Source organism: Actinomadura verrucosospora (assembly GCF_039540335.1).
GTDB lineage: Bacteria > Actinomycetota > Actinomycetes > Streptosporangiales > Streptosporangiaceae > Spirillospora > Spirillospora verrucosospora.
Genome location: NZ_BAABEV010000009.1, coordinates 78098 through 100483, shown reverse-complemented (window position 1 = coordinate 100483; position 22386 = coordinate 78098). Strand labels below are relative to the sequence as shown.

16 protein-coding genes and 1 pseudogene are annotated in these 22386 nt (G+C 71.8%); 7 read left to right on the top strand and 10 right to left on the bottom strand.

Features of this window, described 5'->3' with window-relative positions; all coding sequences use genetic code 11:
- Window positions 1-197 precede the first annotated feature (197 nt).
- Window positions 198-1610, top strand: a complete 1413-nt coding sequence (locus ABD944_RS13140; RefSeq protein WP_345175764.1) for a S28 family serine protease — start codon at window positions 198-200, stop codon at window positions 1608-1610.
- 84 nt (window positions 1611-1694) lie between these two features.
- On the opposite strand, the gene ABD944_RS13135 is transcribed toward ABD944_RS13140, so the two are convergent.
- The 4 genes and pseudogenes from ABD944_RS13135 to ABD944_RS13120 all read right to left on the bottom strand — a co-directional run bounded on the left by ABD944_RS13135 (window position 1695) and on the right by ABD944_RS13120 (window position 5337).
- Window positions 1695-3266 (bottom strand): glycoside hydrolase family 13 protein, encoded by a 1572-nt coding sequence (locus tag ABD944_RS13135; RefSeq protein ID WP_345175762.1) that lies wholly within the window; start codon window positions 3264-3266, stop codon window positions 1695-1697.
- 24 nt (window positions 3267-3290) lie between these two features.
- Window positions 3291-3656, bottom strand: a pseudogene (locus ABD944_RS13130) (globin); the annotation flags it as partial.
- Window positions 3657-3728: 72 nt separating this feature from the next.
- Window positions 3729-4760 (bottom strand): mechanosensitive ion channel family protein, encoded by a 1032-nt coding sequence (locus ABD944_RS13125; protein WP_345175760.1) that lies wholly within the window; start codon window positions 4758-4760, stop codon window positions 3729-3731.
- A 292-nt stretch (window positions 4761-5052) separates the two neighbouring features.
- A complete protein-coding gene (locus tag ABD944_RS13120) occupies window positions 5053-5337 on the bottom strand; it encodes a hypothetical protein (protein ID WP_179836786.1) in 285 nt (94 codons plus the stop codon).
- 393 nt (window positions 5338-5730) lie between these two features.
- Between ABD944_RS13120 and ABD944_RS13115 the strand changes: the two genes are divergently transcribed.
- Window positions 5731-7380 (top strand): NsdA family TPR-like regulatory protein, encoded by a 1650-nt coding sequence (locus tag ABD944_RS13115; RefSeq protein WP_345175757.1) that lies wholly within the window; start codon window positions 5731-5733, stop codon window positions 7378-7380.
- 5 nt (window positions 7381-7385) lie between these two features.
- Window positions 7386-7988, top strand: a complete 603-nt coding sequence (locus ABD944_RS13110) for a GNAT family N-acetyltransferase (RefSeq protein WP_345175755.1) — start codon at window positions 7386-7388, stop codon at window positions 7986-7988.
- 439 nt (window positions 7989-8427) lie between these two features.
- Here ABD944_RS13110 and ABD944_RS13105 read toward each other — a convergent pair whose 3' ends face one another.
- Entirely contained in the window at window positions 8428-10524 is a 2097-nt protein-coding gene (locus tag ABD944_RS13105; RefSeq protein ID WP_345175753.1) for a prolyl oligopeptidase family serine peptidase, read from the bottom strand.
- 261 nt (window positions 10525-10785) lie between these two features.
- On the opposite strand from ABD944_RS13105, the gene ABD944_RS13100 reads away from it, so the two are divergent.
- Together ABD944_RS13100 and ABD944_RS13095 are read left to right on the top strand one after the other, a co-directional pair.
- Entirely contained in the window at window positions 10786-11295 is a 510-nt protein-coding gene (locus ABD944_RS13100; RefSeq protein WP_345175751.1) for an HNH endonuclease, read from the top strand.
- Window positions 11296-11326: 31 nt separating this feature from the next.
- A complete protein-coding gene (locus ABD944_RS13095; RefSeq protein ID WP_345175750.1) occupies window positions 11327-11545 on the top strand; it encodes an FmdB family zinc ribbon protein in 219 nt (72 codons plus the stop codon).
- 42 nt (window positions 11546-11587) lie between these two features.
- On the opposite strand, the gene ABD944_RS13090 is transcribed toward ABD944_RS13095, so the two are convergent.
- The 3 genes from ABD944_RS13090 to ABD944_RS13080 form a co-directional block, all read right to left on the bottom strand.
- Window positions 11588-11935: a DUF1330 domain-containing protein gene (locus ABD944_RS13090; protein WP_345175749.1), complete on the bottom strand. Its 348-nt coding sequence runs from the start codon at window positions 11933-11935 to the stop codon at window positions 11588-11590.
- 98 nt (window positions 11936-12033) lie between these two features.
- Window positions 12034-13896, bottom strand: coding sequence for a dihydroxy-acid dehydratase (gene ilvD / locus ABD944_RS13085; RefSeq protein WP_345175748.1), 1863 nt, complete (start codon window positions 13894-13896; stop codon window positions 12034-12036).
- 246 nt (window positions 13897-14142) lie between these two features.
- The gene (locus ABD944_RS13080; protein WP_345175746.1) at window positions 14143-14868 is read right to left on the bottom strand and encodes a nuclease-related domain-containing protein; all 726 of its coding nucleotides are present in this window, start codon (window positions 14866-14868) and stop codon (window positions 14143-14145) included.
- 364 nt (window positions 14869-15232) lie between these two features.
- On the opposite strand from ABD944_RS13080, the gene ABD944_RS13075 reads away from it, so the two are divergent.
- Complete coding sequence (locus ABD944_RS13075; RefSeq protein WP_345175745.1) at window positions 15233-16657, top strand: amidase; 1425 nt, start codon at window positions 15233-15235, stop codon at window positions 16655-16657.
- Between the two features lie 28 nt (window positions 16658-16685).
- Window positions 16686-18788 (top strand): 4-alpha-glucanotransferase, encoded by a 2103-nt coding sequence (malQ, locus tag ABD944_RS13070; protein ID WP_345175744.1) that lies wholly within the window; start codon window positions 16686-16688, stop codon window positions 18786-18788.
- On the opposite strand, the gene ABD944_RS13065 is transcribed toward malQ, so the two are convergent.
- Both ABD944_RS13065 and pepN read right to left on the bottom strand, forming a co-directional pair.
- Window positions 18769-19761: a hypothetical protein gene (locus ABD944_RS13065; protein WP_345175743.1), complete on the bottom strand. Its 993-nt coding sequence runs from the start codon at window positions 19759-19761 to the stop codon at window positions 18769-18771. The genes malQ and ABD944_RS13065 overlap by 20 nt on opposite strands.
- An 81-nt stretch (window positions 19762-19842) precedes the next feature.
- Window positions 19843-22377: an aminopeptidase N gene (gene pepN, locus ABD944_RS13060; RefSeq protein ID WP_345175742.1), complete on the bottom strand. Its 2535-nt coding sequence runs from the start codon at window positions 22375-22377 to the stop codon at window positions 19843-19845.
- Window positions 22378-22386: the final 9 nt, after the last annotated feature.

The window sequence follows — 22386 nt, the reverse complement described above, 5'->3', positions numbered from 1 at the left end:
CCAATGCGTACCTGATCACGCTTCCGCCCCTCTTGGGGGTTGTTTTCCGGTCTGATCGGGTGACAACCGACCTGTCACGGATAGGTAACAAGCCCAACAGCAATCCGTTTTAGCCGGGCTTCTCCCTCTAGGGTCGCGACGCGAATGTGGAGAACCCACGTGAAAGGGGCACAATGCGGCGCGTCTCACGAGGAGCCATGGCACTGCTGCTCGCCGCGGGCATGACCGGGGCGGGCGCCACCGCGGCGCAGGCCGCGGCCACGGCTCAGGCGGGCACGGCGAAGGCCGGCGCCGCCCAGGCGGGCGACATCCTCGCCCAGCTGAAGGCGATCCCCGGCATGCGGGTGACGGAGAAGCCGTCCACCCTGCCCGGCCAGCGCTGGTTCTGGCTGGAGTACCGGCAGCCTGTCGACCACCGCAACCCGCGGGGGCAGTGGTTCGAGCAGCGCATCATGTTGCAGCACAAGTCGGCGGACCGTCCCATGGTGCTCTACACCAGCGGGTACAACACGCCGGAGACGATGTTCACCTCCGAGCCGACGGCGCTGGTCGACGGCAACCAGATCTCGGTCGAGTACCGGTACTTCACCCCGTCCCGTCCCGAGCCGACGGACTGGAAGAAGGACACGATCTGGCAGGCGGCCACCGACGAGCACCGGCTGATCGGCGCCCTGAAGACCATCTACCAGGGCAAGTGGATCTCGACGGGGGCCAGCAAGGGCGGCATGACGGCCGTCTACCACAAGCGGTTCTACCCGCGGGACGTCGACGGCAGCGTCGTGTACGTGGCGCCCAACGACGTCAACAACAACGACGACCGCGCCTACGACAAGTTCTTCCAGACGGTCGGCTCCGACCCCGCGTGCCGCGCGAACGTCAAGGCGCTCGCGCGCAAGTTCCTCGAACGCCGCACCGAGATGCTCAAGCGCTTCAAGGCCGCCGCGGACGAGAACGGCTGGACGTTCGACATCCTGCGCACCCAGGACCGCGCGTTCGAGAACTCGGTGATGGACTACGAGTGGGGCTTCTGGCAGTACAGCCTGCAGTCCGACTGCGCGGCGCTGCCGAACGCGAAGGACGCCACGGACGACCAGCTCTACGAGACGCTCGACAACATCTCCGGGCTCTCGTTCTACAGCGACCAGGGCCTCGCCCCGTACATCCCGTACTACTACCAGGCGGGGACGCAGCTGGGCTGGCCGACGCCGAAGTTCAAGCACCTGCGGCCGCTGCTGCGGTACGAGGCCAGCTACCAGCCGCGCACCTACGTCCCGCGTGACATCGCCATGCGGTTCGACAACGGCCGTGCCATGCGCGACATCGACCGCTGGGTGCGCGGGAACGCCAACCACATGCTGTTCCTGTACGGCGCCAACGACCCGTGGGGTTCCGAGCCGTTCCGCCTCGGGCGCGGCAGCCGCGACTCGGCGGTCTACGTCGCTCCGGGCATGAACCACAGCGGCCGCCTCATCGCCAGGCTGCCCAGTGACCAGCAGACCAAGGCGATGTCCGACGTCAAGCGCTGGGCGGGCGTCGGAACCGGCATGCAGACCCTCAAGTCGGCCCCGATGGCCGACGACCCGCTCCAGCTCCAGCGCCCGCCGCTGTAGCCGGAAGCGTCTTTCGGCGAAGGACCGCGGTGTGCCGGTCCGTGCGTTGACCCCTCGCACGGACCGGCGCACCGCGTCCTGCGTTCAGGGGACGCTCAGCCACGCGGCGGTGTTGCCGGGAAGCAGGTCGCCGTAGAGGGGCGTGCTGGTCAGGAGCGGCGTGCCCTCGGGGAGGCGCACGGGGTTCTCGCCGCAGTTGAGGGCCAGGATCAGAGAACCGCGCCGGAAGAAGAGGGCGGTCTCGGGGGAGTCGAGCCACTCCAGGTCATCGGGGAGGCCGCCGTGCAGGCGGCGGCGCAGCGCGAGGGCCTCGCGGTACCAGCTCAGCATGGAGGACGGGTCGGACGCCTGCGCCTCGGCGGTCATCGACGCCCACCGCTCCGGCATCGGCAGCCACGGCCGGACGCCGTCAGGGGAGAAGCCATAAGGCTCGGCGCGGCCCGACCACGGCAGCGGTACCCGGCAGCCGTCGCGTCCTGCGGTCTGCCCGTTCGTGCGCTTGAAGATGGGGTCCTGCCTGGCGTCGTCAGGCAGATCCGTCACCTCGGGCAGTCCCAGTTCCTCGCCCTGGTACAGGTAGGCCGACCCTGGGAGCGCCAAGAGCAGCAGTAGCGCGGCCTTGGCTCTGGCGTGCCCGATGCCCTGGAAGCCGTCCCGCTGCTCGTAGCGGGTGACGTGGCGGACGGAGTCGTGGCTCGACAGCACCCATGTGGGGGCGGCGCCCATGGGGGCGACGGCCTTCAACGCTGCGTCGATCACTTCGCGGAACGCCATGGCCGACCACGGGGCAAGCTGCAGGTCGAACTGGAACACCTGGTGCAGTTCGTCTGGACGCAGGTAGAGGGCGAGGTCTTCCGGACCGTCCGTCCACACCTCGCCTATGGCCATGCGGTCGCCGTCGTACTCGTCGAGGATCTGGCGCCATCTCCGGTACACGTCGTGGACTTCCGGACGGCTGTACATGGGCCCGTTCACCATGTCCCGGTCCTGGCCGCGGAGGTCGCGGAACGACTCGTCCTTGAACAGTCCGGCGGCGACGTCGATGCGGAAGCCGTCCACGCCGCGGTCGAGCCAGAACCGCAGGATGTCCTCGAACTCGTGCCGCACCTCGGGGTTGCGCCAGTTGAGGTCGGGCTGCTCGGGCGCGTACAGGTGCAGGTACCACTCGCCGTCGTCCAGCCGCGTCCAGGCGGGGCCGCCGAACGCCGACGGCCAGTCGTTCGGTGGGGCGGCCTCGCCGGGACGTTCCCCTGGCTTGCCGGCGCGGAAGATGTAGCGGGAGCGTGCGGGCGACCCGGGCGGAGCCGCGAGCGCCTCCCGGAACCAGCGATGCCGGTCGGAGGAGTGGTTCGGGACGATGTCGACGATCAGCCGCATCCCGTGGGCGTGCACGTCCGCCACGAGGGCGTCGAAATCGTCCAGCGTGCCGAACCGGGGATCGACGTCGCGGTAGTCGGCCACGTCGTAACCGCCGTCCGCCAGAGGGGAGGTGTAGAAGGGGGTGAGCCACAGCGCGTCCACACCGAGATCCCGCAGGTGGCCGAGCCGGGACCGGACCCCCTGGAGATCGCCTTCGCCGTTCCCGTCGGCGTCGGCGAAACTGCGGACGTAGATTTCGTACACGACGGCGTTGCGCCACCACGGGATTCGCGTCATACGGGGCGCTCTACCCGCTCACGTCGGGGCGTTCACCATGCTCTGCGCCGCCATGGTGAAGTAGGCCCAGAGCTGCTTCTCCAGGTCTTCCGGAAGCCCGAGCTCGTCCACCGCGACCCGCATGTGCCGCAGCCACGCGTCCCGCTCGGCCGCGCCGATGACGAAGGGCACGTGACGCATCCTCAGCCTCGGGTGCCCGCGCTGAGTGCTGTAGGTGTTGGGACCGCCCCAGTACTGGATCAGGAAGAGCCGCAGCCTCTCCTCGGCGGGACCGAGGTCCTCCTCGGGATAGAGGGCGCGGAGGTCGGGGTCGTCCGCGACCCCCTGGTAGAAGCGGTGCACCAGCCGGTGGAAGGTCTCCTCGCCGCCGACCGCTTCGTAGAAGGTCACCTGTTCAGCCATAGCGCCCCCACCCTATGTGAGACGCGCCCTCTTCCTCACCTTGATCCACTGGGAAGGCGGCTAGGGCGCGGGGGTGGCGACCGTGACGCCCGCCTCGTCGAACGCCCGCTTGACGCGTTCGCGCAGCTCGCGGGCGATGTCGCCCTGCTTGCCCGGCGCCGTCTTGAGCACGACGCGGATCACGACGGCGTCGCCGGCGAGGGCCTGCACGCCCCACACCGACGGCTGCTCCAGGACGAGGTCGTGCCACGCCCCGTCCGCGGCCAGCTCGTCGGCGGTGGCCTGCAGGATCTCCTTGACCTTCTCGGTGTCCTCGTTGATGTCGACCGGGATGTCCAGGACGGCGCGTCCCCAGTTCTGCGACTCGTTCCCGACCTTCTTGATCTCGCCGTTCGGGACGTACCAGACGACGCCGTTGACGTCCCGCATGCGGGTGACCCGCAGGGTGACGGCCTCGACCGTCCCCTTGGCGCTGCCCACGTCGATGACGTCGCCGACGCCGTACTGGTCCTCCAGCAGCATGAACAGCCCGGCGAGGAAGTCCTTGACGATGTTCTGCGCGCCGAAGCCGACCGCGACGCCGATCACGCTGGCGCTGGCGAGGATGGGGGCGAGGTTGAGGCCGAGCGAGCCGAGGATGCTGAACGCGGCCGTGCCCATGATGATGATGGACGCGATGGAGCGCAGCACCGAGCCGAGCGTCTGGGCCCGCTGGGCGCGCCGCCTGTTGAGCAGCGCGGGACTGCCCTCGAAGACCGTCCGGGACCGCTCCCGGACCTTCTCCGACATCGTGCCCTCGGCCATCCGCAGCGTGACCTTGGTGATCATCCGGTGCGCGATGTTCTTCACGATCAGCGCGACCACGAAGGTCACGATGATCCACAGCAGCGTGGTGAGCGGCTTGTCCAGCCAGGTCGCCCAGAACTGGGTGAAGTCGGTGTTCTTCGAGATGTTCCAGACCAGCCGGCACGAGACGCTGGGGTCCGTGTTCTTGCAGGCGGCCTCGGGGGTGCCCTTCTCGGCCCAGGGCAGGAACGGCTTGGCGACCGGCGACACGGCGAGCGGCACGCTGATCGACGCGAACAGAGACATGGTGTGGCAGACCCTCCCCGGCCATTGCGGTTCCCCGCCAACTCGCCGTGGACCTGCGGCGGGTACGAGCCCGATCGTAGGGGACGGTTCCGACCGGTTCATACGAACGCCGGGGCCGGCGGCGGGGACCGGCCGGGGAGGGGGCCTGCCGGGCGAACGTGTCCCGCGGGGTCCGCGGCTGCCGCGCCCTTCGCCGCGGCCTCGCGGGACACGCCCGGCCTGGTGGGCGCCCTGCCGGCGGGCGCCCGGGTCGGTGACGGTGCTCGGGCTCGGGGGCCCGGAGTGAGTCAGCTCACCTCGCGGCGAGCGGCTGGAGGACGTGCGCCAGCTTGAGGGCCGCTCCGCCGACGTCGTCGACGCGGTGCATGCGCTCGCCCCAGGACCACCAGAAGTAGTGGTCCTTGGTCTCGGGGGCCGGTGCGCAGGTGACGTCCTCCGCGAGGCTCGCGGCCTCGGGGTTCACGACCCTCAGGAAGGCCGGCCCCGAGCGGGTCCTGACGACGCGCGCGACGAGGCCCCGCGTGTCGAGTTCGTGTTCCAGCTCTTCGAGGTAGCCGACGCGTCTGTCGCTGACCACCTTCGCACCCCCTCCATCGGCGGGCGGAACGCCCGCGAGCACAGTGCCGGTCGATCCAGATGATCGACTCTCCGGATTCGCTCGATCACAACACGAGAGATTTCCAACACTCACACTGACCGGTCAAGGGGGCGGCCGGGGGCCGAAGAACCGGATTTCCCCACCTCAGGAGAAGTCCTCCTCCCTGCGGAGGAAGATTCTCTACCCACGGGGTGCGGAGCGCGTCCCGGCCCTCATCACTTCTCCGGAATCGCTTGGCGGGGACTGTGACGAGGATTACGCTGCGTGCGCAAGAGATTATCTGTTGTGGCCAAATCGACCGGTCGCCGCGGTCGGAACGGTCGTCCACCCCCCGAGGGGACGGCGTTCCGGCACGACCGGAGGAGGCGCCGGATGTCGGACCCCCCGCGGAGAGAAACGGACGTCGCTCGCCGGATCCGCGCGCACGCCCTGGCGCGAGGACGGGGCCCGGTGGCGATCGCGCAGGAGATCCACGAGCAGTGCGGGCCGCTGTTCGGGACCAGCCGGATCAAGGCGCACCGGCTGGCCCACGGCGTCGCGCTCTCCGACATCGTGGCGCAGGTCAAGGCGCTCTACGAGGTCGACGGCAAGCCGCCGCCGCGACTCGGGGAGACGCTGCTGTCCGCGTACGAGAGCGGCTACAAGCGACCCGGCCCGGAGTACCTGCACTACCTGTGCGCCGTCTACAGGGTGGAGCCCGACGCCCTCGACTACCAGAGTCCCTGCATCTGCGGCCGCGGGCACGCGACCCGGGCGGGCGCCTCGAGCGTCCCGCAGCCGCGCGCGCCGGACCAGCGTCCGGTACCCGACCCCGACGCCATCGTCGGGGCGATCGTGCCCAGGAGCGAGGAGCGCCCCTGGGCGACCGTCAACGACCTGCGGGGCCATGACCGCGCCGACGGCCCCCTGACCATTGATGTGGGAGAGGAGGACATCGTGCTTCGTAGGACCCTTCTGCAGCTGCTGGCCGGAGCGGGCGTGGCGCTCGACGGTCAGTTCCTTGGGGCCGTCGACAACCTGCGCCGCAAGATGGACGACACGCTCGTCGGCGCGACCGTCTCGCCGACCATGCTCGACCAGTGGGAGGAGACCACCTACGGCTACGGCCGGCAGTACCAGGCGACCCCGTCCCTCCGGATGCTCTGCGACGTGCTGCTCGACTTCAGCGAGGTGCGGCGCATGTGCGACAAGCGCCAGCCGGTCGAGCTGCAGGAACGCCTGTGCCGGATCGCCGCGCAGCTGTCCGGGCTGTCCGGGCTCATCATGATCAACCTGGGCGACCACCGGCTCGCCCGCTCGTTCTTCCGGACCGCGCGGACCGCCGCCGACGAGACCGGCGACCGCCAGCTGCGCGCCTGGGTGACCGTCCGCGAATCGCTCGTGCCGATGTACTACGGCGACCCGCGCGAGGCGCTGCACCTGGCCCGCAAGGCGCAGGACCTCGCCGGCCGCACCCCCGGCGTCGCCGCCGCCATGGCCCCCGCCGTGGAGGCGCGCGCGCTCGGCATGCTGGCGATGCGCGGCCGCGGGGACGCCGCCCCCAGCGCCCGCCGCGCGCTCGTGCGCGGCCGCTCGGTGTTCGACCAGCTCTCCAAGACCGACACCTCCGACCTGGTGTTCGGGTTCACCGACCGCCAGATGGCCTTCTACGAGGGCGACACGTTCACCAACCTCGGCGACCACAGGCAGGGCGACGAGGTGCTCAGCCACGCCCTCACCCTGTACTCGCCCACCGACCGCGTCGACCTCACCCTGGTGCGGCTCGACCGGGCGATGTGCAAGCTGCACGCCGGCCACCCCGAGGCCGCGCTGACGGCCGGCCGGGAGGCCATCTTCGACCTGCCCGCCGACCACCGGTCCGACATCCTCGTGCACCGCGCCCGGCAGATCGGCGCGGCGGTCGCGACCAAGCACGGCCAGATCCCGGAGCTGCAGGACTTCTACGAGGCCCTCTCCGGCCCGTCCGTGAAGAGCCCCACCCAGGATCCGCCCGCCGCCGTCCGCCCGGGGGAACAGGTCTGACCGGGATGAGCGCCGACAACGCCTCCTGGCAGGGCCACCCCACGCTCGTCCGGCTCGAGGACGATCCCCCCGAATGGCGCTACGGCGACCTGCGGATCCGCCGGTACCACGCGACCGACCACGGCGTCGTCCTGGCCCTGCACCAGGAGGGCCTGGCCCAGGTCGGCCTGCGCCCCGGCGACGGCGTCTACTACGACCACGACTTCTTCCGCATGGAGGACATCTATCTCCGCAACAACGGCGAGTTCCTCGTCGGCGAGCTCGACGGCAGGGTGGTCGCGATGGGCGGCCTGCGCCGCGCCGACCTGATCCCGGGCGGCCACGCCCGCGCCTACGGCGGCTACGCCCCCGGCAACCCGACCCTCGACGTCGCCGAGATGGTGCGCCTGCGCGTCCTGCCGGCGGTCCAGCGCCGGGGCTACGGCACCGCACTGGTCCAGGCCCTGGAGGAACGCGCGGTGGAGTACGGCTACCGCATCCTGCGCGCCGACACCACCGAGTTCCAGTCCCCCGCCCTGGCCCTCTACCGCAAGTTCGGCTGGACGGAGACCCGCCGCGAAACCATAGGCGGAATAGTCAACATCTACATCCAAAAGCCACTGCGCTGACACGTGTAGCAGTGCTCTTCTCCACCAGAGAAGAGCACTGCGACAACCCCCACCTGACAACCGCGCCCGCCTCCGAAGCCAGGCTCAAGCGGACCGCAACCTGCTCGCGCAGCGAGCCCAAGCAATGCCAGCAGGCGCCCCAGCACCAGGCGTTGGAAGCCCGCCACCCCCAACGGCGGAGAGCTGACAGCGACAAATGCCGTCACGGCGCCAACCCCGGCCTTAAGAGCAACCACCCAACAACCTGAGAAGTCGCGATCGCGTCCGAAGGCAGGTTCAAGCGAAGCAAGAACCTGATCGCGCAGCGAGCCGCCAAGGCGAGTCGGAGCGATGCCAGCGATCGCCGCAGTGCCCGACGATGGAGGGCCCTCAGGCCCGAAGGAGGAGGGCACTGCCATAGGCACAGCGATCGCCCGCAGTGATCGACGATGGAGGGCCCTCAGGGCCCGAAGGAGGAGAGCACTGCCATAGGCACGAGACCGGTCTGGGCGGCCAGGAAGGTGAGGGTGTCGGCGGTGAGGTCGGCCGAGCGGGTCACCGAGCGGGCGGCGTGGCCCACCTCGGCTTCGTCGCGCAGGAGGATCGGGGCTTCGGACGTGGTCGCGTGCTGGAGGGCGGCGCACATCTTGCGGGCGTGGAGGGGGTCCACGCGGGTGTCGCTGCCGAACGTGGTGAACAGGACGGCCGGGTAGGCGGTGCCGGGGCTGACGCGGTGGTAGGGCGAGTAGCCGATGAGCCAGCCAAACTCCTCGGGGTCGTCGGCCGTCCCGTATTCGTCGTTCCAGGTCTGGCCGAGGCCGAAGCGCTCGTAGCGGACCATGTCCAGGAGCGGCGCGGAGCACACCACCGCCCGGTAGAGGTCGGGGCGCTGGGTGAGGGCGGCGCCGACGAGGAGGCCGCCGTTGGAGCCGCCGGAGATCGCGAGCTGGGACGGCGTGGTGAGGCCGTCCGCGATCAGCTTCTCGGCGGCGGCGTGGAAGTCGTCGAAGACGTTCTGCTTGCGGTCCCGCATGCCGGCGCGGTGCCACTGCTCGCCTTCCTCGGAGCCGCCGCGCAGGTTGGCGACCGCGTAGACGCCGCCGGCCTCGACCCACGCGAGGATGCTCGCCGAGTAGGACGGCGTGAGCGAGATGTTGAACCCGCCGTAGCCGTAGAGGATCGCGGGGCGCGGCCCGGTCAGGCCCGGACGGGACGAGACGAGCATGCGCACCTGCGTCCCGTCCCGGGAGGTGTAGACGACCTGGCGCGTCTCGATCTCGGGGACGTCGACCGTGCCCGGCGCGGACGCCCACGGCGTCGTCTCGCCGGTGCGCGCGTCGTAGCGCAGGACGGAGGAGGGGGTCACGCCGTCGGTGTAGCCGAACCAGGCCTCGTGCCCGCCCTCGGGCCGCTCGACGATGCCGCCGATGGAACCGAGGCCGGGGGTCGGGACGGCGCCGAGCCGCTCCCCGGACGCCAGGTCGTGGACGGTGATCTCACTGATCGCGTGGCGGGTCCACCCGGCGAGCAGGACGGGGCGCTCCAGGTCGTCCAGGATCGCGAAGTCGGTCAGGACGGCCTCGGCGTCCTGGGGGAGCAGGTCCCGCCACGTCCCGTAGGAGAGGTCGGACGGGTCGGCGACGCACAGGCGTGACCGGGGCGCGTCGCGGTCGGTGAAGACGTAGGCGCGGCCGTCGCGGCCCACGTGGACGCCGGTGGAGGCGTCGACGCCCTCCTGCACGGCCCGCAGCGCGGGCGCCTCGGGGGCGGACGCGGTCAGGTCGGCGATCCACAGGTTGTTGCGGGGCGCGGTGCCCTGCGACGCGGAGATCGTGAGCCAGCGGCCGTCGCGGCTGACGCCGACCCCGTAGTAGTTGGTCTTGTCCAGGCCGTCGCCGAAGACCAGCACGTCGTGGGCGTCGGGTTCGGTGCCGACGCGGTGCAGGTAGACGCGGCGGTGGTACTGCTCCTCGCCCGCCGGGACGTCCTCCGCGGGCAGGCGGCGCGTGTAGTAGTACGCCTCGCCGCCCGGCAGCCAGGCCACCGAGGAGTACCGGGCCCGGTCGATGGGCCCCTCCACCCGGTCGCCCGTGGCGACGTCGATGACGTACAGCAGCGACTCCTCGTCGCCGCCGGTCGACACCTTGTACGCGAGGAGGCGGCCCTCCTTGTCGGGCTGCCAGCCGTCCAGCGTCGTCGTCCCGGCGGGGTCGAGGGCCATGGGGTCGACCAGGGCGCGTTCGGAGCCGTCGGGGTCGACGGTGTAGAGCACCGGGTGCTCCTGGTCGGCGGAGCGGCGGGTGAAGAAGCGCCGCTGGCCCCGCCACACGGGGGCTCCGACGCTTCCCGCGCCGAGCAGTTCGAGCAGGCGGGCCCGCAGGGCGTCCCGGCCGGGCAGCGTGTCGATGGTCTCGTGGAAGAGCCGGTCCTGCGCGGCGCGCCACTCGGCGGTCTCGGCGCTGTCCGGGTCCTCCAGCCAGCGGTAGGGGTCGGCGACCCGGTGGCCGTGGATGTCCTCGACGATGTCCTGGCGCTGCGCGGACGGATACGGCGTCATGGATGCACTTTATTGGGCGTTTAGCGCTGCCCGCCCCGGTACTCCCCGCGGGTTCCGTGTTCGAGCGGTGTGCGGATGGGGATTATTGGGGTAGCGGACGACCTCCCTCAGACGCCACACTGATTCTGGTCGGTTCGCCCCTGGGGAGGTCCTCATGGCGAGTGCGCAGGTGCCGGAGACGATAATCGGGCCTCGGTGGGAGGCGCGCTGCGCCGCGACCACCGAGGCGAACGCAGAACGCGGCCCGGCGGAGGGCGTCTGATGCGACAGGTCCTCCTCCTCAACGCGACGTACGAACCCCTCACCACGCTTCCTCTGCGGAGGGCGGTCTGCCTCGTGCTTCGCGAGAAGGCGGAGATCGTCCATCACGACACCTCCGGTGCCGTGCTCCACTCGGCCACGATGACGGTCGAGATCCCGTCCGTCATCCGGCTCCGCCGCTACGTCCGCATCCCCTTTCGCACCCGCGTGCCCCTGACCCGCGCGGCGCTGATGCGCCGCGACAACTTCCGCTGCGTCTACTGCGGGCGCCGCGCCGAGACGATCGACCACGTCCATCCCCGCAGCCGAGGCGGCCAGCACGTGTGGGAGAACTGCGTGGCCTCGTGCATGACGTGCAACCACAGCAAGGCCGACCGCCTGCTGTCGGAGCTGGGCTGGACGCTCAGCGTCACCCCGGCCGTTCCGAGGGGCGCGCACTGGCGGCTCATCGGCCTCGTCAACGACGGCGACCCGCAGTGGGCCGCCTATGTCACCGAGCCCGCGGCCTGACGCGCACACCGGGGGGACGTATCCTGGGGGCGTGCCTCGCTATGACTACCGCTGCCGCGCGTGCGGGTCGACCTTCGAGGTCTCCCGCCCGATGATCAACGCGTCCGACCCGGCCCCGTGCCCGGACGGCCACGACGACACCGTCAAGCTCCTGTCCACGGTCGCCGTCACCGGCTCCTCCCGCGGCGGGGCTCCCCAGTCCCCGCCGAGCGGGGGCGGGGGCTGCTGTGGCGGGGGCTGCTGCTCCTGACCGCCGACCTGCTCTGTTGCCGACCGGTCAGTGCCTGACCGGTCAACCGGCCTGGGCCGCGCGCAGCGCCTTGCCGGTCGCGGCGACGTCGTAGTCCCGCGGGACGCCCTGGAGCAGCACGAGGTGTCCGGGAATGTGGTCGCTGCGCTTCGCCGCGATCGCCTGGTAGGCGTCCGAGTTGTACCAGTCGCGGGCCTTGTCCATGTCGGGGAACTCGAGGATGACGTAGGCGCCGTCGAACGGGCCCTCGACCACCTCGGTCTCGCTGGCGTGCACGATGAACCGGCCGCCGAACGGGTCCATGGTCTCCTGGATGCTCTCCATGTAGACGAAGACGTCCTCGGGCAGCGGCGGCTGGGGGGTCATGTGGGCAAGGGCGTAGGCGGTCATCACGGTCTCCTTCAGTGGTGGGGCCGGGCCTGGTTCGCCCGACACCCACCACTTTGCCCTAGGCGGGGAATGACCGCGATTACCCGTCTGGTAACCGCTCAGCCGTTGAGGCGGTCGAGCTGGGAGACGTCGCGCGCGGCGCCGGTCGAGGCGGACGTGGCCATCGCGGCGTAGGCGCGCAGGGCGGCGCTCACCGGGCGGTGGCGGTCGCGGGGCCGGTAGCCGCCGAGGTCGGCGAGCAGCTTCTCGCGGCGGATCTCCAGCTCGTCGGCCGGGACGTCCAGCTCCAGCACGCGGTTCGGGATGTCGATCACGACGCGGTCGCCGTCCTCGACGAGGGCGATGATCCCGCCGCCCGCGGCCTCGGGGGAGGCGTGCCCGATGGAGAGCCCGGACGTGCCGCCGGAGAACCGGCCGTCGGTGATCAGCGCGCAGGCCTTGCCGAGCCCGCGGCCCTTGAGGAAGCTCGTCGGGTACAGCATCTCCTGCATGCCGGGCCCGCCCTTCGGGCCCTCGTAGCGGATCACGATGACGTCGCCGGCCTTGATCTTGCCGCCGAGGATGCCCTCGACGGCGTCGTCCTGCGACTCGAAGACGACGGCGGGGCCGGTGAAGGTCCACAGCTCCTCGTCCACCCCGGCGGTCTTGACGATCGCGCCGTCGGGGGCGATGTTGCCGCGCAGGACGGCCAGGCCGCCGTCGGCGGTGTAGGCGTGCTCGGCGGAGCGGATGCAGCCGTTCTCGCGGTCGAGGTCGAGCGACTCCCAGCGGGCGCTCTGCGAGAACGCCGAGGTGCTGCGGACGCCGCCGGGCGCGGCGTGGAACAGCTCGACGGCCTCCGGCAGGACGTCGGGGGAGCGGACGTCCCACTTGGCGAGGAACTCGTCGAGGGACGCGGAGTGGACCGAGTGGGCCGACGCGTTCAGCAGGCCGGCGCGGTTCAGCTCGCCCAGCAGGGCCGGGATGCCGCCGGCACGGTGGCAGTCCTCGACGTGGTACTTGGCGGTGGCGGGGGCCAGCTTGCAGACGCACGGGACGCGGCGGGAGATCGCGTCGATGTCGGCGAGCCCGAAGTCGACGCCGCCCTCGGTGGCGGCGGCGAGCAGGTGCAGGATCGTGTTGGTGGACCCGCCCATCGCGACGTCGAGGACCATGGCGTTCTCGAACGCCTCGCGGGTGGCGATGTTCAGCGGCAGGACGGACTCGTCGTCACCGTCGTAGTAGCGCTTGGCGATCTCGACCACGGTGCGGCCGGCGTCCTCGTAGAGGCGGCGGCGGGCGGTGTGGGTGGCGAGGACGGTCCCGTTGCCGGGCAGCGCCAGCCCGATCGCCTCGGTGAGGCAGTTCATCGAGTTGGCGGTGAACATGCCCGAGCAGGAACCGCAGGTCGGGCAGGCGCTCTCCTCCATCTCCAGCAGCTTGTCCTCCGGCATGGAGGCGTCGGCCGAGGCGATGATCGGGTCGATCAGGTCGAGCTTGTTGCCGCCCATGACGCCCTCGACGGGCTTGCCGGCCTCCATCGGGCCGCCGGAGACGAACACGGTCGGGATGTTCAGGCGCAGCGCGGCCAGCAGCATCCCCGGGGTGATCTTGTCGCAGTTGGAGACGCAGACCAGGGCGTCGGCGCAGTGCGCGTTGACCATGTACTCGATCGCGTCGGCGATCACCTCGCGGGAGGGCAGCGAGTACAGCATGCCGTCGTGGCCCATCGCGATGCCGTCGTCGACCGCGATCGTGTTGAACTCGCGGGGCACGCCGCCGGCCTCCCGGACGGCGCCGGCGACGACCTTGCCGACCTCGTCGAGGTGGACGTGGCCGGGCACGAACTGGGTGAAGCTGTTGGCCACCGCGACGATCGGCTTGCCGAAGTCCTCGCGTTCCACGCCGCTGGCCCGCATGAGCGCGCGGGCGCCCGCCATGTTCCTGCCATGGGTGACCGTGCGTGACCTGAGCGGTGGCATTTCGACCTCTCCAAACCTGGGACGTGCGGGGACGACGGGCCGCGCATGGTTCGGCGTGGGCGGGCGGGTCGCCTGGAAGGGATACGCGCAGCGGCGGGTCGCGGCGCTGCCGCCGGCTCAGCGGAGGTCGCGCCCGGGCCGGCCCGTGGCCTTCGATGCTACCAACCGCAGGAGGGCAGGAAAAAAGCCGGGACGACGGTGTCCCGGCTTTGCGGCGGGCGGCCCGGAACGGGGCCGCCCTCGGCCTCAGTCGGGGTACTTCGGCGGCAGGGCGTCCTCGGCCGCCTGGAAGATGCGCTGCACGTCGCTCTCGGTGAGGATCTTCGGACGGCGGCGCAGGTACGAGCGCGCCCGGTTGCCCGCGTAGACGTCGACGTCGCGCACCCGCATGACCTTCCACGGGATGGACGGGCCGTAGATCGCCACGGAGGGCTGCACCGGCACGTCGAAGCCGACCCGCTCGGCGAGGATGATGCTCGCCATCTGGGCCTCCCAGCGCGCCTCGTCCAGCCGGTCCTTCTTGTTGAAGGGGCCGTGGAAGAGCTTGAGGTGGGACATGGTGCGCACGGGGAGGCGCTTGTCCCACTTCTCCGAGTCGATGGCGTAGACGCCGCTCGGCCCGATGACCAGGTGGTCGATCCGCCCGTCGCTGACGCCCTCGTCGTCGCGGGGGACCGCCCGCGCGTGCAGCACGAGGTATCCGTTGCGCCGCAGGGACTTCAGTTGCCGCTCGGTGCGCCGTTCCGCCGCCGAGGACTTCTGCCAGGCGGTCACGGTGGAGCTCTTGCGGGACTGCCGCACGTAGTCGCCGATGACGACGAGCACCGCGACCGTCAGCCCGAGCCGCCAGCTGGTCAGGGCGAGGGCGGCGGCGCCGGCGACGACCGCCGCGCCGATCCGGTACGCCCAGCGCCGGATCTTCGGATCGTCGAGCATCGCCGCGGCGGCGCTCGCCTCCAGCCGCTCCTTCACCGGGGGCTGGTCATCGTGCTCACGCGTCTCATCGAGTTCACGAATGTCATCGTGTTCATGAGTGTCATCGTGCTCACGCGCCTCCTCGGACTCGGGTCGCGCCCTGGCATTCTGCGTGTTGCCCCGCTCCATGGTCGCCATGGTGACGCTCCGTGTTCCTTTCCCTTCGGGGGCATGATCCTCCGTGCGCAGAGTAATCATCGGGAGGGTGGGCGACCAGTCATGCCGGGTTAATGTTTTGTCGCCCCACGTCAGTGATTCTCTTACGGCACGGTCGGGTAGGCCAGTATTAATCTCCTTCCGCCGCTGCTGTCGTGTGTGCCCTCTTTGATGCCCGCGCACACGGCGTCTAGCGTTCCGGATCGTGACACAGATTCATGACCTCAGCGCCACACGCATGGCCGCCGCCGTCCGCGCCCGGGACGTCTCCCCGGTCGAGATCGCCGACCACTACCTGGCCCGCATCGAACGGCTGGACGAGCAGGTGGGCGCCTACGTGACGGTCACCGCCGACCGCGCCCGCGAGGAGGCGCGCCGCGCCGAGAAGGCGGTGCTGGAGACGGCGGACGCGGCGGAGCTGCCGCCGCTGCACGGCGTCCCGGTGCCGATCAAGGACCTGAACATGGTGGACGGCGTCCGGATGACGTTCGGCTCGGCGGTCTACGCCGACCTGACCGGGTTCGCCGACGACCACGTGGTGGCCAAGCTCGCGGCGGCCGGGACGGTGCTGCTCGGCAAGACCGCGTCCCCCGAGTTCGGGCTGCCCTGCTACACCGAGGGCGCCGTGTCGCCCCCGGCCCGCACGCCGTGGGACCCGTCCCGGTCGGCCGGCGGTTCGAGCGGCGGGGCCGCGGCGGCGGTCGCGTCCGGGCTGGCGCCGATCGCGCAGGGCAGCGACGGCGGCGGCTCGATCCGGATCCCGAGCAGCGTGTGCGGGCTGTTCGGGATCAAGCCGACCCGCGGCCGGATCTCCCAGGGACCGGTCATCCCCGACCTGTTCGGCCTCTCCACCAACGGGCCGATCGCGCGGACCGTCCGCGACGCCGCCCTCATGCTGGACGTCATGGCGGGCCCCATGCCCGGCGACCTGTACCGGGCGCCGGAGGCGGACGGGCCGTTCCTCGCCCGCGCCGACCGCGCGCCGGGCCGGCTGCGGATCGCGCGGAGCCTCCGGCCGCCGGTGCCGGACGTCGAGGTCCACCCCGACTGCGTCGCCGCCTACGAGGACGCGTCCGCCCTCCTCGAGGAGCTCGGCCACGAGGTCGTGGAGCTGCCGGAGGTGCTCGGCTCCGATCTCGTCCCGCACTTCGCGACCCTGTGGGGCGTGATGGCGACGATGACGCCCGTCCCCGAGGGGAGCGAGGAGCTGCTCCAGCCGCTGACCCGCTGGCTGCGCGGCTACGGCGAGAAGACGACGGCGCCGCAGCTGTTCCAGGCCCACGCCGCGCTCCAGGGGGCGCTGCGCGCGGCGTTCCCGGTGATGGACGAGTTCGACGCGATCCTGCACCCCACGCTCGCCATGCCGCCGGTGCCGGTCGGCTACTTCCACGACCAGGACCCGGAGGAGAACTTCCGGCGGCAGACGCACTTCACCCCGTTCTGCGCCATGTACAACATCTCGGGGCAGCCCGCGGTGAACGTCCCGCTGCACTGGAACGCCGAGGGCCTGCCCATCGGGGTCATGCTCGCCGGGCGGCTCGGCGGGGAGGGCACGCTGATCTCGCTGTCCGCGCAGCTGGAGGAGGCCCGCCCCTGGATCGGCCGCAAGCCCCCGGTCTGGACGGCGTGACGCGCCCCGCACCGGGCATGGTGCAGGCGTGGCTGACGACGAACTGATCAGACTGGCCGGGCTGCACGGCGTCGCGACGCGCTACGAGGACTGGCGGGGACGGGAGACGGAGGTCTCGCGCGACACGCTCGCCGCCGTCCTCGCCGCCCTCGGGGTGGACGCCTCCACCCCCTCCGCCGTCCGGGCGGAGCTCGACCGCCACCGGGAGCGGGCGCGGGAGCTCCCGCCGGCCGTCGTCGTCCGCCGGGCCGGCGCCGGCACCGCCGGGCGGATCCGCGCCGCGCTCGGCGGCCACCTGGACGGCGCCGCCGAGGTGGAGATCGAGACCGGCACGGACGAGGTCCTGGCGCCGCAGCGCGCCCACGTGCCGCCCGCCGAGCGCTCCTTCGAGCCCCTGGACGGGCTCGCGGACGTCCCTCCCGGCTGGCGCGGCCTGCGCGTCCGGAACGGGGAGCGGACGCGGTACACGCAACTGCTGGTGGCGCCCGGCGCGCTGCGCCCGCCGCCGAGGATGTGGGGGTTCACGGCGCAGCTGTACTCGGTGCGCTCCGCCGCGTCGTGGGGGCTCGGCGACCTGCGCGACCTGGCGGACCTCGCGGACTGGAGCGGCCGGGAGCTCGGCGCGGGCTTCGTGCTGGTCAATCCGCTGCACGCGACCGAGCCCGTCCCGCCGATCGGGGCGTCCCCGTACTCGCCGATGAGCCGCCGCTTCCCCTCGCCGCTCTATCTGCGGATCGAGGACATGCCCGAGTACGCCGAGCTGCCCGCCGCGGACCGGGAGCGGTTCGAGGCCGTCGCCGCCAAGCTGCGCGCCCAGGAGGGCCTGCTGGACCGGGACGCCGTGTGGGCCGCGAAGCTGGAGGCCCTGGAGGCGATGCACCGCCGCCGCCGGGACCGCGACCCGGATTTCGAGGAGTTCCGGCGGAGGGAGGGCGCCGCCCTCGCGAGCTTCTCGACGTGGTGCGCCATCAGCGAGGAGCAGGGGTCCACGGACTGGCGGCGCTGGCCGTCCGGGCTGCGGAGCGCCCACGACCACGGAGTGGTGGACGCCCCCCGGTACCACGCCCGCGCCGGCTTCCACGAGTGGCTCCAGTGGAGGCTGGACGGGCAGCTCGCGGAGGCGCAGCGCACGGCCCGGGACGCCGGGATGCCCCTCGGGATCGTCCACGACCTGGCGGTCGGGGTGCCGCACGGCAGCGCCGACGCCTGGATGTACCGCGACTCATGCGCGGCCGGGATGAGCGTCGGCGCGCCTCCCGACGAGTTCAACCAGCGCGGGCAGGACTGGGGGCAGCAGCCGTGGCGGCCGGGCGCGCTCGCCCTCGACGCCTACCGGCCCTTCCGCGAGATGGCCGCCGCCGCGCTGCGGCACGCCGGCGGGATCCGCCTGGACCACGCGATGCAGGTGTCGCGCCTGTGGTGGGTGCCCGAGGGGGCGTCCCCCGCCGACGGCACCTACGTCCGCTACGACCGCGACGCGCTGCTCGGATCGCTGGCCTGGGAGGCCGAGCGCTTCGGCGCCGTCGTCGTCGGGGAGGACCTCGGCACCGTCGAGCCGGAGGTCCGGGAGGCGCTGGCCGACAGCGGCGTCCTCGGCACGTCCCTGCTGTGGTTCGAACGGGACGAGCGGGGCCGGCCCAAGCCGCCGGGCCGGTGGCGGGAGCTGTCCCTGGCGACCGTCGGCACCCACGACATGCCGCCGATCACCGGGTTCGTGCACGGCGACCACATCGACCTGCGCGACCGCCTCGGGCTGCTCACCCGTCCCCGCGCCGAGGAGGAGGACGACCACCGCCGCCAGCTGGCCGACTGGCTCGCCGTGCTGCACGCCGAGGGCCTGCTGGCCGCCGAGCCGGCCGTGGTCGTGCGGGCGCTGGCGGACGGCTCCGGCGCCTACGACGAGGAGATCGTCACCGGGCTGCAGGAGTTCCTCACCCGGACGCCCGCCCGTCTCATCGGCGTCTCCCTGGCCGACGCCGTGGGCGAGCGCCGCACCCAGAACCAGCCGGGCACCGTCGACGAGTACCCGAACTGGCGGGTCCCGCTGGGGGACGTGGAGGGCCGCCCCGTCCTCCTGGACGACCTCAGGAACCGCGGGACGCTCAGGCTCTTCAGGCGAGCGTCGACGTGATGCGCTCGGTGACGTCGCGCAGGAGCGTGTCGGGGCGCAGGTCGGCGGCGGCGATCGCCGAGAAGACGGCCGGCAGGCCCGGGAGGGGGTAGGAGTCGTCGTCCGCCAATGCGGACTTGCCCAGCGGATGCCGGGCCAGGGACCTGCGGGCGCGGGTCCAGGCGGCCTGGACCTCCTCGGGCGAGGGGACGCCGAACCCGTGGCCGACCGGCGCGGCGTGCCGCAGCTTCACCAGGGCGCCGTCGGCGAAGTCGGCGGCGAGCCGGCAGCGGTCGCTGAGGTCGGCGCGGACGAGGCCGTCCAGGCGGGTCATGACCGTGCAGGGGGTGCGGCAGCGGGCGGCGCAGTCGCCGAGCGCGGCCGAGACCTGGCTGTGCTGGCGGTCGAGGTAGGCGCGCCAGCCGGACGGCGGCTCCTTAGCGACCCGCAGGGTGCGCTCGCAGGCGGAGCGCTCCGGCCGGGTGTGGTCGCACATGCGGACCGCCCCCGGCTCGACGGGGACGCCGAAGCGGCTGCCCTCGCCGCGCACGGCGGAACCGATCAGCGCCGGGTCGCCCGCGTGGCCGAGGACGGGCTCCCAGGCCAGCATCGGCAGGTACTCGCCGGCGATGTGGACGGCGGCGACGAGCGCGGCCATGTCGCGGCGGTGCCAGCGGATCGCGATGACCTCCAGCAGCAGCGAGTACGCGGGCCGGAGGCTGGCGAGCGCCCCGCGGGGGTGCTCCCGCGGGGCCTGCGGCATGCGGCTGGCGCGGGCCCGGTCGAGGAGGTCCCGCGGGACCTCGCCGGCCTCCTCGGGCATGCCGAAGTCCTCGGCGTCCAGGTCCAGGACGCGCTGCCCGAACGCGCACAGCGCCGCGACCGGCACGGAGCGGCCGTCCGCGGCCAGGGTGCCCTGGCTCAGCAGCGCCTCCAGATCGCCGAAGGCGTAGCGCCGCGCCAGCGCCGTCAGAACGTCGCGAGCCGTCTCCACTTCGTCCCCTCCCCGTGACCATGCAACGATCGCATGGTCACGGGGCCTTTGGGCCGGTTCGCTGGGACAGGCGCGGCCGGGTCAGGCCGAGGCGGCGTCCTTCGCGCGGGCGCGCAGGGCGCGCGCGACGCCGTCGCGCCCCTCCGACAGCAGCCGCCGCAGCGCCGCCGGCGGGTCGTTCTCCGCGATGTAGGCGTCGGTGCGGTCGACCGTGGACTGCTCGATCACCAGGAACGGGTAGGCGACCTCGGCGAACGTCTGGGACATGTCGCTGGTCCACTCCTTCCACACGCGCCCGACCTCGGCGAAGTACCGGTCGACATAGGGGACGAGCAGCGCGGCCTGGTCAGGCTCGACGAAGCCGCCGAGCGTCGCCCGGAAGACGGCGTTCGGCAGGTCGCCCGCGATGATCCGCTCCCAGGCGGCCGCCTTGGCCTCGGGGGTGGGGATCGCGGCCTTGCAGGCGGCGGCGTGCCGCTCCCCGGCGGCGGTGCGGTCCCGCTCGTGCTCGGCGTCGATCTCGGCCTCGCCCGCCTTGCCGGTGGTGACGAGGCGGCGCAGCAGCGCCCAGCGCAGGTCGGTGTCGACGGTGAGGCCGTCGAGGACCTGCGAGCCGTCCAGCAGGCCCTGGACGAACGCCAGGTGCTCGCCGGTGACCGCCGACCCGGTGAACGCCAGGGTGTAGGCCAGCTGGAGGTCCGAGCCGGGCTCGGCCTCGCGCGCCAGGTCCGCCAGGGTGTCGGCCATCAGGGCGAGGCCCTCCTCGCGCCACCCCGGGTCGGCGTACTGCTGGACGGCGGTGCGCGCCTGCCGCAGCAGCGTCTGGGTGACCGAGATGTCGGTGACGCCGCGGATCCCCTTGACGACGAGCCGGACGTAGTCGCGCGTCGCCATCTCGGCGTCGCGGGTCATGTCCCACGCCGCCGACCAGCACAGGGCGCGCGGCAGGCTGTCCCTGACCTCGCCGATGTCCTCGATCAGCGTCTTCAGGGAGTGCTCGTCCAGGCGGACCTTGGCGTAGGTGAGGTCGTCGTCGTTGACCAGGACCAGGTCGGGCTGCTTCTTGCCGACGAGCTGCGGGACCTCGGTACGGGCCCCGACCACGTCCAGTTCGACCCGGTCGCGCCGCACGAGTCCGTCGGCGGTCTTGTCGTACAGGCCGATGGCCAGGCGGTGCGCGCGCAGCGTCGGGTAGTCGGCCTTGGCCTCCTGGAGGACGGTGAACGAGGAGAAGTTCCCCACGCCGTCGACCTCGTACTCGGGCCGCATGGTGTTGACCCCGGCGGTCTCCAGCCACTCCTTCGACCAGGACGCCAGGTCGCGGCCGGACGTCTCCTCCAGCGCCCCCAGCAGGTCGGTGAGGACGGTGTTGCCCCACGCGTGCCGGTCGAAGTAGCGCCGCACGCCCTCCAGGAAGTTGTCGAGGCCGACATAGGCCACGAGCTGCTTCAGGACGGACGCGCCCTTGGCGTAGGTGATCCCGTCGAAGTTCACCTCGACCGCGCGGATGTCGGGGATGTCGGCGGAGATCGGGTGGGTGGACGGCAGCTGGTCCTGCCGGTAGGCCCACGCCTTCTCCAGGTTCGCGAACGTCGTCCACGAGCCCTTCCACTTGGTGGCCTCCGCCTGGCACAGGACGCTCATGTACGTGGCGAACGACTCGTTCAGCCAGAGGTCGTCCCACCAGCGCATGGTGACGAGGTCGCCGAACCACATGTGCGCCATCTCGTGCAGGATCGTCTCGGCGCGCCGCTCGTAGGCCGCGTCGGTCACCCGGGACCGGAAGACGTAGTCCTCCAGGAACGTCACACAGCCCGCGTTCTCCATGGCGCCCGCGTTGAACTCGGGCACGAAGAGCTGGTCGTACTTCGAGAACGGGTACGGGCGGCCGAACACCTTCTCGAAGTAGCCGAAGCCCTGGCGGGTCACGTCGACGATCGCGTCGGCGTCGAGGTGCTCCGCCAGCGAGGCGCGGCAGTACACGCCGAGGGGGATGACGGTGCCGTCCTCACGGCGGTACTCGTCGCGGACGACGTGGTACGGCCCGGCCACGAGCGCGGTGATGTAGGTGGAGATCTGCGGCGTGGACAGGAAGTGCCACGTCCCGCCTCCGGCCGTCTCGGCGGCCTCGTTGGTGACGACCTCCCAGTTCTCCGGCGCCTTCACGGTCAGCTCGAAGGTGGCCTTGAGGTCGGGCTGGTCGAAGCAGGTGAACATGCGGTGCGCGTCGGCCGTCTCGAACTGCGAGTACAGGTAGACGCTGTCGTCGACCGGGTCGACGAACCGGTGCAGGCCCTCACCCGACCGGGAGTACGCGCAGTCGGCCACGACCCGCAGCTCGTTGTCGGCCGCCAGGCCCGGCAGCGGGATCCGGCCCTTCTCTGCGTCGTAGGACGCGGGGTCCAGGGACTCGCCGTTCAGGGTCACCTCCCGCACGACGGCGCCGTGCAGGTCGATGAAGGTCGACGCGCCGGTCTCGGCGCTCCCGAACCTGACCACGGTGGTGGAGCCGAACCGCTCCTCGCCCGTCGTGAGGTCCAGGTCGACCGCGTACGACGCGACGCTGAGCAGCCTGGCCCGTTCCCGCGCCTCGTCGCGCGTGAGGTTGCCTGCCACATGAACTCC

Coding starts and splice junctions, on each gene's coding strand:
- ABD944_RS13125 (WP_345175760.1), bottom strand. CDS start 4,760: ATGTCTCTGTTCGCGTCGATCAGCGTGCCGCTCGCCGTGTCGCCGGTC.
- ABD944_RS13100 (WP_345175751.1), top strand. CDS start 10,786: ATGCGACAGGTCCTCCTCCTCAACGCGACGTACGAACCCCTCACCACG.
- ABD944_RS13105 (WP_345175753.1), bottom strand. CDS start 10,524: ATGACGCCGTATCCGTCCGCGCAGCGCCAGGACATCGTCGAGGACATC.
- ABD944_RS13090 (WP_345175749.1), bottom strand. CDS start 11,935: ATGACCGCCTACGCCCTTGCCCACATGACCCCCCAGCCGCCGCTGCCC.
- ABD944_RS13140 (WP_345175764.1), top strand. CDS start 198: ATGGCACTGCTGCTCGCCGCGGGCATGACCGGGGCGGGCGCCACCGCG.
- ABD944_RS13110 (WP_345175755.1), top strand. CDS start 7,386: ATGAGCGCCGACAACGCCTCCTGGCAGGGCCACCCCACGCTCGTCCGG.
- ilvD (WP_345175748.1), bottom strand. CDS start 13,896: ATGCCACCGCTCAGGTCACGCACGGTCACCCATGGCAGGAACATGGCG.
- ABD944_RS13135 (WP_345175762.1), bottom strand. CDS start 3,266: ATGACGCGAATCCCGTGGTGGCGCAACGCCGTCGTGTACGAAATCTAC.
- ABD944_RS13115 (WP_345175757.1), top strand. CDS start 5,731: ATGTCGGACCCCCCGCGGAGAGAAACGGACGTCGCTCGCCGGATCCGC.